The organism is Nocardia sp. bgisy134, from assembly GCF_057708325.1.
Genome location: NZ_JBYIRW010000011.1, coordinates 163,148 through 175,235 on the forward strand (window position 1 = coordinate 163,148; position 12,088 = coordinate 175,235).

Annotated in this window: 10 protein-coding genes; 5 read left to right on the forward strand and 5 right to left on the reverse strand. The window is 69.9% G+C overall.

All coding sequences use genetic code 11. From position 1 onward, the window contains the following. Window positions 1-30: 30 nt before the first annotated feature. From AC3ERS_RS20740 to AC3ERS_RS20750, 3 genes are all read right to left on the reverse strand, one after another. Entirely contained in the window at window positions 31-414 is a 384-nt protein-coding gene (locus AC3ERS_RS20740) for a DUF1304 domain-containing protein (RefSeq protein ID WP_431969698.1), read from the reverse strand. 129 nt (window positions 415-543) lie between these two features. Beyond that, the gene (glpK, locus tag AC3ERS_RS20745; protein ID WP_431969699.1) at window positions 544-2,061 is read right to left on the reverse strand and encodes a glycerol kinase GlpK; all 1,518 of its coding nucleotides are present in this window, start codon (window positions 2,059-2,061) and stop codon (window positions 544-546) included. Then, a complete protein-coding gene (locus AC3ERS_RS20750; protein ID WP_431969700.1) occupies window positions 2,058-2,831 on the reverse strand; it encodes an IclR family transcriptional regulator in 774 nt (257 codons plus the stop codon). The genes glpK (AC3ERS_RS20745) and AC3ERS_RS20750 overlap by 4 nt, the downstream gene beginning before the upstream one ends. A 140-nt stretch (window positions 2,832-2,971) precedes the next feature. Between AC3ERS_RS20750 and glpK (AC3ERS_RS20755) the strand changes: the two genes are divergently transcribed. The 3 genes from glpK (AC3ERS_RS20755) (at window position 2,972) to ald (ending at window position 7,652) form a co-directional block, all read left to right on the forward strand. Beyond that, window positions 2,972-4,486, forward strand: coding sequence for a glycerol kinase GlpK (gene glpK / locus AC3ERS_RS20755; RefSeq protein ID WP_431969701.1), 1,515 nt, complete (start codon window positions 2,972-2,974; stop codon window positions 4,484-4,486). A 65-nt stretch (window positions 4,487-4,551) separates the two neighbouring features. Next, entirely contained in the window at window positions 4,552-6,306 is a 1,755-nt protein-coding gene (locus AC3ERS_RS20760) for a glycerol-3-phosphate dehydrogenase/oxidase (RefSeq protein ID WP_431969702.1), read from the forward strand. A gap of 236 nt (window positions 6,307-6,542) precedes the next feature. Beyond that, window positions 6,543-7,652, forward strand: a complete 1,110-nt coding sequence (gene ald, locus AC3ERS_RS20765; RefSeq protein WP_431969703.1) for an alanine dehydrogenase — start codon at window positions 6,543-6,545, stop codon at window positions 7,650-7,652. 38 nt (window positions 7,653-7,690) lie between these two features. Here the strand turns inward: ald and AC3ERS_RS20770 are convergent, their stop codons facing one another. Beyond that, window positions 7,691-8,215, reverse strand: a complete 525-nt coding sequence (locus AC3ERS_RS20770; protein ID WP_431969704.1) for an Lrp/AsnC family transcriptional regulator — start codon at window positions 8,213-8,215, stop codon at window positions 7,691-7,693. A 63-nt stretch (window positions 8,216-8,278) separates the two neighbouring features. Here AC3ERS_RS20770 and AC3ERS_RS20775 point away from each other — a divergent pair, with 63 nt between their 5' ends. Both AC3ERS_RS20775 and AC3ERS_RS20780 read left to right on the forward strand, forming a co-directional pair. Continuing rightward, complete coding sequence (locus tag AC3ERS_RS20775) at window positions 8,279-8,518, forward strand: EamA family transporter (RefSeq protein WP_431969705.1); 240 nt, start codon at window positions 8,279-8,281, stop codon at window positions 8,516-8,518. Window positions 8,519-8,758: 240 nt separating this feature from the next. Then, complete coding sequence (locus AC3ERS_RS20780) at window positions 8,759-10,453, forward strand: enoyl-CoA hydratase-related protein (protein WP_431969706.1); 1,695 nt, start codon at window positions 8,759-8,761, stop codon at window positions 10,451-10,453. 34 nt (window positions 10,454-10,487) lie between these two features. On the opposite strand, the gene AC3ERS_RS20785 is transcribed toward AC3ERS_RS20780, so the two are convergent. Then, on the reverse strand, window positions 10,488-11,939 hold the full coding sequence (locus tag AC3ERS_RS20785) for an amino acid permease (RefSeq protein ID WP_431969707.1): 1,452 nt from the start codon (window positions 11,937-11,939) through the stop codon (window positions 10,488-10,490). Between the last annotated feature and the right edge of the window lie 149 nt (window positions 11,940-12,088).

A 12,088-nucleotide genomic window follows, 5' to 3' on the forward strand; every position in this document is an offset into this window, starting at 1 on the left:
GGAGGGCCGCGCGAGCGACCCTCCCCGCGCTCAGATCTGGGACATCAGGCCCGCGAGCAGCGTGAGGGCGGGCAGTGTGCCCTGGATGAAGGCGGCCTTGACGAAACGCCGATCGGTCGCCACCAAGACGCCCGCGGCGGCGATCATCGACCCGCAACCGATCAGCAGCAGCGCCCAACCCGCCTGCGGAAGCGTGGGCAGCAGCAGCGCGCCGATCAACGTGCCGATCGCGAGGAACAGGTTGTACCAGCCCTGGTTGAAGGCCCAGGGCTGGACGGCCGCCAAGTCGTCACGCTCGACGTGGAACGTTGCCGCGTAGACCTTCGGCTCGGCGAATCGCAGCGATTCGAGCACGAAGACATAGCCGTGCAGCAGCGCCGCGAGCACAGCGAGTATCTGGACGACCGTGAGCAAGATGCCCCTCCTCGGTGGGCGCCGACGCGGCGACGCGGTGTACCGGACGAATTCGAGCTTTTGCTTCCAGCACCGTAGCGTCGGCGCGGCGAACGGCTCGCCGACGCGCCGTCGCGCCACGCGCGCGAATCACGCCTCGCCGGGCTCGTTCCAGTTGTAGGTGAGCTCGGCGGCACGAGACCAGCGGCGGTACTCCCGCTCCCTGCGCTGCTCCGGCATCGTCGGCAGCCACCGGCTCGCGGTGCTCCGATTGCGGCGCAGCCCAGTCATATCGGGCCACAGGCCGACCGCGAGGCCCGCGGCGTAGGCAGCGCCGAGCGAGACCGTCTCGGAGAACAGCGGCCGTTCCACCGGCACCCCGAGCGCGTCCGAGATCTGTTGCATGAGCAGGTTGTTGGAGGTCATGCCACCGTCGACGCGCAGTTCGGCGAGCGCGTAGCCGGTGTCGGCGTTCATCGCGTCGACCACCTCCCGTGTCTGCCACGCGGTGGCCTCGAGCACCGCGCGGGCGAGATGCCCCTTGGTGATGTAGGAAGTGAGCCCGGCGATCACTCCGCGCGCCTCGGACCGCCAGCGCGGCGCGAACAGGCCGGAGAAGGCGGGCACCACGTAGCAGCCACCATTGTCCTCGACGGTGCTTGCGAGAGTTTCGATTTCGGGTGCGGCCTCGATGAGCCCGAGCCGGTCGCGCAACCATTGCACCAGCGTCCCGGTGGCGGCCATCGAACCCTCCAGCGCGTACCGGGCGGGTTCGCCGCCGATCTGGAACGCCACCGTGGTGAGCAGTCCGTGGGTGGAGCGCACCGGCGTCGTGCCGGTGTTGGTGAGCAGGAAACTGCCGGTGCCGTAAGTGCATTTGGCCTCGCCCGCCGCGAAACAGGTCTGGCCGAACAGGGCCGCCTGCTGATCGCCGAGCGCGGCCGCGATCGGGATGCCAGCGGCGGTGCGGCCGTACACCTCGGCGTTGGACCGTATGTCGGGCAGCATCGCGCGCGGGATGTCGAAGAAGTCGAGCAGCCGGTCGTCCCAATCCAGGGTGCCGAGGTTCATCAGCATGGTGCGCCCGGCATTGGTCACATCGGTGACGTGCACGCCGCCGCGCGGACCGCCGGTGAGGTTCCAGATCAGCCAGCTGTCCATCGTGCCGAACAGCACCGCGCCACGCTCGGCGCGTTCCCGCAGCCGCTCGTCCCGGTCCAGCAGCCACCGGATGCGCGGCGCCGCAAAGTAACTCAGCAGCGGCAGGCCGCAGCGCCGGATCACCTCCTCGGCCTCGGGGCGGCGGGCGAGCCGGGCGACGAGTTCCTCGGTGCGGGTGTCCTGCCAGACGATCGCGTTGCCGATCGGTGCGCCGGTCTCGCGGTCCCACAGCACGGTGGTCTCGCGCTGGTTGGCGATGCCGATCGCCACCACTTGGTCGGCGGCCACGCCCGCCTTGGCGATGACCCGGTCGACCAGTGTCGCGACGTGGCGGCGGATCTCGGCGGCGTCGTGCTCGACCCGTCCGGCTGCCGGATACAGCTGCCGATGCTCGCGCTGGGCGATCGAAACCAGTTGTCCCGCTGCGTCGTACAGGATCGACCGGCTGGAGGTGGTGCCCTGGTCGATGGCCATCACATAGCGGCCGCGGCCGCGTTCGACGTTCATCGGCCCACTCGCGGCCGTTCGGCGCTCAGATCGCGGGAGACGGCGCCCGCGGTGGTGCGCACCAGCTCGACGAGCCGGGGCCGGACGCCGGGATCGGTGATCCGGTCGACGGCCCCCACCACGCCGAGCGCGCCCACCACGCGCCCACCCGCGTCGCGCAGCGGCGCCGCCACCGAGGCACGCTCGAAGGCGAACTCGGCGACGTCCTCGGCATAGCCCTGGGCGCGCACCCGCGCGATCTCGGCCTGCACCGCGCGCGGCGTCGTCACGGTGCGCCGGGTGTAGGCGGGCAGCGGCGCGCCCGCGACGCGTTCGGTCAGGCCGGGCGTGTAGGCGAGCAGCACCTTGCCGAGTGCGGTCGCGTGCAGGGGAAGTTCGATGCCGACGCGGAGGGTCTGCTCGGTGCCGTCGGGCCGGAACACGTGGTGCACGACCGACACGCCCTCGCCCCGCAGGGCTCCGATCCGCACCGATTCGCCGGAGCGCGCGGCCAGGGTGTCGGCCCAGTTCATCGCGTAGGAGCGCAACACGTTGGTGTCGAGCCGGGCGTCGGCGAGCCCGAGCGCAGTGGCGCCGATCAGGTACTTGCCGGTGCTGTCGTCCTGCTCGATGTAGCCGACGCGTTGCAAGGTGCGCAGCAGGCCGTGCGCCGTCGCCTTGGGCAGGCCGAGCGCGCCGGCGAGCTCGCCGACGCCGACGCCGAAGGGCGCCTCGGCCACCACGCGCAGGATGGCGGCGGCGCGTTCGATGGACTGGATCGGTCCCGGCACGGAGTCGACTCTACAGCCGAGGATCAGCAACGTTCGACAATGTCGAACGTGCCCCGTTGTCGCGGCACTGCCCCCTGCCTACCTTCGGCATGGCGCACCGGCTGCCACGCGCGCCGGGCAACGGACAAATGGAGAGACGCATGCCAGACCTCATCGGTGCGGTCGACCAGGGCACCACGAGCACCCGCTTCATGGTCTTCGACCACGCGGGCGCCGTCGTCGCCCAGCACCAGCTCGAACACGAGCAGATCCTGCCGCGTCCCGGCTGGGTCGAGCACAACCCGGTCGAGATCTGGGAGCGCACCTCGGCCGTCATCCAGACGGCGCTGAACTCGCACGGCCTGCGCGCCGCCGACCTGGCCGCGATCGGCGTGACCAACCAGCGTGAGACCACCGTTGTCTGGGACCGGCGCACCGGACGGCCGTACCACAACGCCATCGTCTGGCAGGACACCCGCACCGACCGGATCGCCGCCGAGCTGGAATCCCGTGCGGGCGAACTGATCCGGCAGCGCACCGGGCTGCCGCCCGCCACCTACTTCGCGGGCGGCAAGATCCGCTGGCTGCTGGAGAACGTCGACGGCCTGCGCGCCGCGGCCGAGCACGGCGAGGCGCTGTTCGGCACCATCGACTCCTGGCTGCTGTGGAATCTGACCGGCGGCGTGCACGGCGGCGTGCACGTCACCGACGTGACCAATGCCAGCCGCACCATGCTGATGGACCTGGAAACCCTGGACTGGGACGACGAACTGCTGGCCCTGTTCGACATTCCGCGCGCGATGCTGCCGACCATCCGGCCCTCCGCCGTGCCCGAGGGCTACGGTCGCGCCACCGCGCGCGGCCCACTGGCAGGCGAGGTTCCGGTCGCGGCGGCCGTCGGCGATCAGCAGGCGGCGATGATCGGGCAGGTGTGCCTGTCCGCGGGCGAGGCCAAGAACACCTACGGCACCGGCAATTTCCTCCTGCTCAACACCGGGGGCACGCCGGTGCGGTCGAAGAACGGGCTGCTCACCACGGTCTGCTATCAGTTCGCCGGACAGGACCCGGTGTACGCGCTGGAGGGCTCCATCGCTGTCACCGGCTCGGCGGTGCAGTGGCTGCGCGACCAGCTCGGCATCATCCAGGGCGCCTCGCAGAGCGAGACTTTGGCGGGCGAGGTCGCCGACAACGGCGGCGTGTACTTCGTCCCGGCGTTCTCCGGACTGTTCGCGCCGCACTGGCGCTCCGACGCACGCGGCGCGATCGTCGGGCTGACCAGGTACGCCACCAACGCGCACATCGCGCGGGCCACCCTCGAGGCGATCTGCTACCAGACCCGCGACGTCGCCGACGCGATGTTCAAGGACTCCGGGGTGGCGCTGGAGGTCCTCAAGGTGGACGGCGGAGTCACCGCCAACAACCTCTGCATGCAGATCCAGGCCGACGTGCTCGGCGTGCCGGTGAGCCGTCCGGTGGTGTCGGAGACCACCGCGCTCGGCGCCGCCTACGCCGCGGGCCTCGCCGTCGGATTCTGGGGCGGCACCGACGAATTGCGACAGAACTGGCGCGAATCCGCGCGCTGGCGACCGGAGTGGACCGAGGAACAGCGGGCCGCCGGATACGAGGGCTGGCAGAAGGCCATCGGCCGCACCCTCGACTGGGCGCCGACGCGATGAGCGGCACCACTCACCGACCACTTGCGCACGCGCGCACCACTTTTCGAACACAGAAGGAGACCGACATGGTCGACCGTTCTCTCACTTCACCGGTCGCGATGAGCCCGGCCGAGCGTAGCCGCGCCCTGGACGCCATGGCGAGCACCGAACTGGACGTGCTGGTCATCGGCGCGGGCGTGGTCGGCGCGGGCGCGGCGCTCGACGCGGTGACCCGCGGCCTCAGCGTCGGCCTGGTGGAGGCGCGCGACTACGCCTCCGGCACCTCGAGCCGGTCGTCGAAGCTGGTCCACGGCGGCCTGCGCTACCTCAAGCAGCTCAACTTCGCCCTGGTCTTCGAGGCGCTGCGGGAGCGTTCGCTGATCCTGGAGACCCTGGCGCCACATCTGGCCAAGCCGGTGGAGTTCGTCTACCCGCTGGAACGCCCCGGCCTCGACCGGGCCTGGGTGGGCGCAGGCGTCGGCGTGTACGACGTGCTCGGCGCGGGACGTGGTGTGCCGCAGCATCATCGGCATCTGGGCAGGCGGGCCACGCTGGCCCGCTTCCCCGGGGCCAAGCGCGGCACGGTGCGCGGCGGCGTGAGCTTCTACGAGGGCCAGCTCGACGACGCGCGCCACACCATGATGCTGGCGCGCACCGCCGCGAGCCACGGCGCGCTCGTCGCCTCCAGCGCCAGGGTCGTCGACTTCCTGCGCGAGGACGGCCGGATCGTCGGCGCGCTCGTGCACGACCTGGAGAGCGGCAGGCACATTCCCGTTCGCGCCAAGCGCACGGTGAACGCGGCCGGTCCGTGGACCGACGAGATCCAGGAGATGCTCGGCGGGACGAGCGATTTCCGGATCCGCACCTCCAAGGGCGTGCACATCGTCGTCCCGCGCGACCGGATCGACTCGGCGACCGGCCTGATCACCGAGACCGAGAAGAGCCTGCTGTTCGTGATCCCGTGCCCGTGGAGCGAGGACCACTGGGTCATCGGCACCACCGACACCGAATGGGACCACGACCTGGCCCACCCCGCCGCCACCCGCGCCGACATCGATTACATTCTCGCCCAGGTGAATCGGCTGCTGGAACAGCCGATCGACCACGACGACATCGTCGGCGTCTACGCCGGGCTGCGGCCCCTGCTCGCGGGCGCCTCCGAGCAGACCAGCGCGCTCTCGCGTGAGCACACCGTGGCGACGCCGGTACCCGGCCTGGTGATCGTCGCGGGCGGCAAGTACACCACCTACCGCGTGATGGCCAAGGACGCCATCGACGCCGCCGTCGCGGATCTGCCAGGGCGGGTGGCCCGGTCGTGCACCGAGCGGGTGCCGCTGGTCGGCGCCAACGGATACCGTGAGCTCTCGCTCTCCCGCGCCCGGTTGGCCGACGAGTTCGGCGTCGACCTCGCGACCGTGGAGCACCTGCTCGGCCGGTACGGCAGCGCCGTGGCGGAACTGCGTGAGATCGTCGCCGCGCAGCCGGAACTCGGCGCCCCGCTGGGCAATTCCCGGTACCTGCGGGCCGAGATCGTCTACGCGGTGACCCACGAGGGCGCCCTGCACCTCGACGACATCCTCACCCGCCGCACCCACCTGTCGGTGGAGACCGGCGACCGCGGGGTCCTGGTCGCGGCCGAGGTCGCGCGGCTGGTGGCCCCGTACCTGGGCTGGGGCGGTGAGCGAGTCGAGCGCGAGATCGAGACCTACCGGGTCCGCGTCGAGGCCGAACTGCGCGCCAACGAGCAGCCCGACGACCGGTCGGCCGATGTGGTCCGGCTCAGTGCGCCGGACTCGCGCGGGATCGCGGGGGCGCCGGAAGAGGACCGGGTCTCGGTGTAGCCGGTGTGGGCGCGGCCTCCGCGCCCGCGCCCGGTCCGAACCGGTCGAAGATGATTCGACCGGACGGCCGCGGTGACCGACCGTCTCGTCGATCACGTATATATACGACCCAATCTGAGAATTATCTTCGGATATCTGGATCTGATCTCGCAGAATTTTCATACTGAGACCTGTCGCGATCCCCATCAATAGGGATTCGCTCTGACTCGAAAGCCGACGAGACGACAGGAGTGCTGATGAAAATCGGGATCCCCCGCGAGGTCAAGAATCACGAGTACCGGGTGGCGTGCACACCCGCCGGTGTGCGTGAACTTGTCGCTCGCGGACACGAAGTGTTCCTCGAGGCCGGGGCGGGCGCCGGATCGGCGTTCGAGGACGCGGCCTATGGATACGTCGGCGCGCGCGTGCTGCCGACGGCCGACGAGGTCTGGGCCGCCGCGGATCTGGTGTTGAAGGTGAAAGAGCCGGTGGCCGAGGAGTATTCGCGGATGCGCGCCGGGCAGGTGCTGTTCACCTATCTGCACCTGGCCGCGTCAAGGGAGTGCACCGACGCGCTGCTGGCCTCCGGTGTCACCGCCCTCGCCTACGAGACGGTGACCGGCCGGGACGGCAGCCTGCCGCTGCTGGCGCCGATGAGCGAGGTCGCGGGCAGGCTCGCGCCGCAAGCGGGCGCGTACCACCTGATGCGCAGCGAGGGCGGCCGCGGCGTTCTGATGGGCGGGGTGCCCGGGGTGCGGCCCGCGAAGGTCGTGGTGCTCGGCGCGGGAGTGGCGGGTCGCAACGCGATCGCCGTCGCGGTCGGGATGCGCGCTGAGGTCACCGTGCTGGATGTGAACATCGGCCGGTTGCGCGAGGTCGACGAGCAGTACCGCGGGCACGTGCGCACCGTCGTCTCCAATGCGCTCGAGGTCGAGAATCTGGTGCGCGAAGCGGATCTGGTGATCGGCGCGGTGCTGGTGCCGGGCGCGAAGGCGCCCGAACTGGTGTCGCACGACCTCGTCGAGCAGTTGAAGCCGGGATCGGTGCTGGTCGACATCGCCATCGACCAGGGCGGCTGCTTCGCCGATTCCCGTCCGACCACCCACGCCGACCCCACCTACCGGGTGCACGATTCGGTGTTCTACTGCGTCGCGAACATGCCGGGCGCGGTGCCGAACACCTCCACGGTGGCGCTCACCAATGCCACCCTCCCTTACGTCATCGCGGTGGCCGAGCACGGCTGGCGCGCCGCGGCGGCCGCCGATTCCGGCCTGGCCGCGGGGCTGAGCACCCACGAGGGGATGCTGCTGTCCGAATCCGTCGCCGCCGCACACGGTTACACCGCGGAGCGGCTCGTCGCCGCGTGAGGTCCGAACGCCGCGCACCGTGCGGGGCGCGGCCGCGCTCAATGCCCGGGCACCGGTGTCTGCGGACGTAGGTGCTCGAAGATGAGGATCGTCTCCGTCGAGGACACCGCCGGGTTGGCGCTCAGGTGCTCCAGCACGAAACCCCGCAGCTCGTCGGTGTTCTCGGTGGCGACGTGGATCAGATAGTCGTCAGCGCCCGCGATGAAATACACATTGAGCACTTCGGGCAGCGCCGCGAGCCGATTGCCGAACTCGGCGAGGCGCTGGCGCGAATTCCCTTGCAGCCGTACCGCGATCATCGCCTGCAAGCCGCGCCCGAGGGCGGCCGGGTCGATATCGGCGTGGAAGCCGCGGATCACGCCGCGCTCCACCAGCGCCCGCACCCGCCCCAGGCAGGTCGACGGCGCGATACCGGCCGCCGCGGCGAGCGCGTTGTTGGTGATCCGGCCGTCGCGCGCCAGGTGGTCCAGCAGGACGCGGTCGACGTCGTCGAGGGGGACCGGCGCGCGACTGCGACTCGAGGAGGCCCGCGGCGGGGAGTCGGCTGAATCCTTGCTGGTCATCGACCCCATCTTAGCGAATTGGATTCGATTCCGAGCCCGATCGTCCGAACAATCGTCGATCGGATGCATCTGGCCTTCTTCACCACATTCCTGGCCTACCGGCTCTTCGGATACGGTCTGCGGCACACGCCGGTGGAGGTGGCCACCACGCTGACCCTCGCCGAGCCCGCCGTCGCCGCGATACTCGGCGTGGTGATCGTCGGCGAGCGTCTTCCGCTCGTATCGTGGTGCGGCCTGGCGGTTTTGGGCGTGGGGCTCGCGCTGCTCACGCTCGCGCCGGGCCGGTGGAGCCGCGGGGAGTGAACTGTCGCGGGTTCGGGACCGCGTGCGGTGCCGAACCCACGCCGGTCGGGAGGTCGAATCGCGGAATTGCGGGCCGGTCGAATCGACTCGAGTGATAATGGCTTGCGCTTTTGGATTGTCGTTCGTGTCCGAGAAATGGTGGCGGTGGTCCGGGAAGTACCTCGACGAGTGCCGTGCGAATTTCGCACCGAGTGTTTTCCGGGGAAGACGTAAAGCTCTCTACATGCGATGGAGGGTGTCTTGCGAATTCTGTTGGTGGCCAATGCATTCAATAGTCTCACCCAGCGCGTCCACGCCGAACTGCGTGCCCGCGACCACCACGTCGGCGTCGAATTGGCGCTCGGCGACGAATTGTTGCGGGCGGGGGTGGCGGCCTTCCAGCCGGAATTGATCCTGGCGCCGATGCTCACCACCGCGATCCCCGAGGACATCTGGTCCGCGCACACCGTCCTGATCGTGCACCCGGGACCCATCGGTGACCGCGGGCCCTCCTCTCTCGATTGGGCAATTCACGACGGCGAACGCGAGTGGGCTGTGACAGTGCTTCAGGCGGTGGCGGAGTTCGACGCGGGACCGATCTGGGCTTCGGTGCCGTTCACCGTCGCGGCCTGCGGCAAGAGCGAGCTCTATCGCACCGACGTCGCCGATGCCGCGGTGCGGGCCGTGCTGCTCGCGCTCGCCCGGTTCGCAGGCGGCCGTTTCCAGCCGGAGCCACTGGGCCGCGTCCGGTCCGATGCCAGGGGACGGCTTCGGCCCTATCACGATCAGCGATACCGCCGGATCGACTGGGCTTCCGACGACACGACGGTCGTGCTGCGGAAGTTACGCGCCGCCGATTCGCAACCGGGCGTCCTGGACGAGCTGTGCGGCCAGGAGTTCTACCTGCACGGTGGCCATCACGAGGATCGGCTGCGTGGCCGTCCCGGCACGATCATCGCCACCCGTGCCTGCGCGATCTGCCTGGCGACCGTCGACGGCGCGGTGTGGGTGCCGCAGCTACGTCCGCGCCGGGAGGCAGGCGGCCCGCCGACGTTCAAGCGGCCCGCGACCGACGCGCTCGGTTCCGGGTTGCCCGCGTCGGTCAGGGAAGTGCCCGTGTCACCCGCGGCGGCCACGATCCGGGACACCTGGTCCGAGCTGCGCTACTGGGAGGACAGTGCCGTCGGCTACCTCGAGTTCTCCTTTCCCGGCGGCGCGATGAGCGCCCGCCAGTGCCGCGCGCTGCTGTCGGCCTACCGGCAGGCCTGTGCGCGACCGATCGACGTGCTCGTGCTCGGCTCGCCGCGCGACCTCTTCTCCAACGGCATCCACCTGAACGTCATCGAGGCGGCCGACGACCCGGCGGTCGAATCCTGGCTCAACATCACCGCGATGAACGACGTGGTGGAGGCGATCCTCACCACCACGGACAAGGTCGTGATCTCGGCGCTGGCGGGCAACGCGGCGGCGGGCGGCGTGATGCTGGCATTGGCCGCGGACGAAGTGTGGTGCCGAGAGTCGGTGGTGTTGAACCCGCACTATCGGCTGATGGGCCTGCACGGCTCGGAGTACTGGACCTATCTGTTGCCCCGGCGCGTCGCCGCGACCGAGGCCGATCGCCTGATGCGGGAGGCGCTCCCGGTGGGAGCCGGTGCGGCCGCGGCACTCGGTCTGGTGGACCGCGTCGTACCCGGCGATGCCGAGACCTTCTCGGACTCGACACGGCGAGAGGCAGCGCGTCTGGCGGGCGGCGCGGAGCTGGCGCAGCGCCTTGTGGCGAAGAAGCAACGCCGCGCCGCCGACGAGATGACCAAACCGTTGGACGCCTATCGCGGCGCGGAGCTGGCCAGGATGCACCGCAACTTCTTCGCTCCTGGCGAGCCGTATCACGCGCTGCGGCGGGACTTCGTGCGCAAAGCGCCTCCGGCCGTGACCCCGCCGCATCTGCTCGGATGACCCGCGCGCGGCAGGCTCGCCTCGGACGGGCAGGCTACGCCCGAGCGTGCTCGCCGGCCGGCGGCGGCGCGGCGGGACCGGTCTGCTGGAGCTTGGAGTGGGTGCGCGAGTACCCGAAATAGATCACCAGGCCGATCACCAGCCAGACCCCGAAGCGCACCCAGGTCTCCCACGGCAGCGACAGGATCAGCCACACCGAGAACACCACGCCGACGATCGGGACGACCGGCATGAACGGCAGCCGGAAGGTGCGCGGCACCTCGGGCCGGGTGTAGCGGAAGACCAGCACGGCTACACAGACCACCACGAACGCGCTGAGGATGCCGATGTTGGTGAGCTCGGCGACCAGGTCGATCGGCAGCAGTCCGGCGAGGACGGCCGAGCCGACGCCGACGATCCACGTCACGCGGGTCGGCACTTTGCGCTCCGGATGGGTCTTGGCGAACCATTCGGGCAGCAGGCCGTCGCGGCTCATCGAGTACCACACCCGGGTCACCCCGAGCATGAAGGTGAGCACCACCGTGATGATGCCGACGATGGCGCCGACCGCGATGACGTTGGCGATGCCTGGCATGCCGACGGACTCGAAGGCGGTGGAAAAGCCGCTCTCCGGATCGATTTCGGTGTACTTCTGCATGCCGGTGAGCACCAGGGTGGCCAGCACGTACAGCACCATCGCGATGGCCAGCGAGTAGAGGATCGCCTTGGGCAGGTGCTTCTTGCCGTCGACCGACTCCTCGGCCGCGGTGCTCATGGCGTCGTAGCCGAACACCGCGAAGAACACGGTGGCCGCGCCGGTCATCACCGCGCCCGTGCCGTACGGGAAGTAGGGGGTGTAGTTCGCGCTGTCGATCTGGAAGACGCCGAGCACGATGATCAGCAGCACAAGGGCGACCTTGATGCCGACGGCCACCGTCTCGAACCGGCCGACGCTGCGGATGCCGCGGGACAGCACCCACGCCGTGCCGAGGCAGAACACCATCGCGAACACGTCGACTACGTGGCCTTCGCCGGTCCCGGAGGCGCCGAGCATCCAATCCGGCAGCGTGATGCCCACCTGATCGAGCAGGAATCCGAAGTATCCGGAGACGCCGATCGCGACGACCGCCGCGACGGCGATGTACTCCAGCAGCAGATCCCAGCCGATGAACCAGCCGACGAACTCGCCGAGCGAGACGTAGCCGTAGGTGTAGGCCGATCCGGCCTTGGGCACCATGCCGGCGAATTCCGCGTAACACAGCGCCGCCGCCGCGCTGGCCAGGCCCGCCACCAGGAAGGACAGCAGCACGGCCGGACCGGTGGTCTTGTTGGCGACGCTGCCCGCGAGGGTGAAGATGCCCGCGCCGATGATGCCGCCGACGCCGATCGCGGTGAGCTGCCACACGCCGAGGTGTTTGGCCAACCGTTCGTCGGTGGGCGTCTCGTCCTCGACTTCGACGAGGGGCTTGCGGCGCAACATCTGGTGGCGCAACTCCGCGAGGGACATGCGGCTTCCTTTCTCCGCTGCGTTCGGCTCGGCACGCCCCGGGTCGCGGGGCGTGCGCCGTAACGCGGATCACACTGGTGGCTGTCAGCTAATCGGACCACGAACGCGGTGTGATCGGTGAGTTGGATAAATAATGTTCGACCAGGCTT

Excerpts from the sequence above, each read along its gene's own strand:
- glpK (WP_431969699.1), bottom strand. The coding sequence starts at position 2,061 with ATGAACGTCGAACGCGGCCGCGGCCGCTATGTGATGGCCATCGACCAG.
- glpK (WP_431969701.1), top strand. The coding sequence starts at position 2,972 with ATGCCAGACCTCATCGGTGCGGTCGACCAGGGCACCACGAGCACCCGC.
- AC3ERS_RS20760 (WP_431969702.1), top strand. The coding sequence starts at position 4,552 with ATGGTCGACCGTTCTCTCACTTCACCGGTCGCGATGAGCCCGGCCGAG.
- ald (WP_431969703.1), top strand. The coding sequence starts at position 6,543 with ATGAAAATCGGGATCCCCCGCGAGGTCAAGAATCACGAGTACCGGGTG.
- AC3ERS_RS20770 (WP_431969704.1), bottom strand. The coding sequence starts at position 8,215 with ATGACCAGCAAGGATTCAGCCGACTCCCCGCCGCGGGCCTCCTCGAGT.
- AC3ERS_RS20775 (WP_431969705.1), top strand. The coding sequence starts at position 8,279 with ATGCATCTGGCCTTCTTCACCACATTCCTGGCCTACCGGCTCTTCGGA.
- AC3ERS_RS20785 (WP_431969707.1), bottom strand. The coding sequence starts at position 11,939 with ATGTCCCTCGCGGAGTTGCGCCACCAGATGTTGCGCCGCAAGCCCCTC.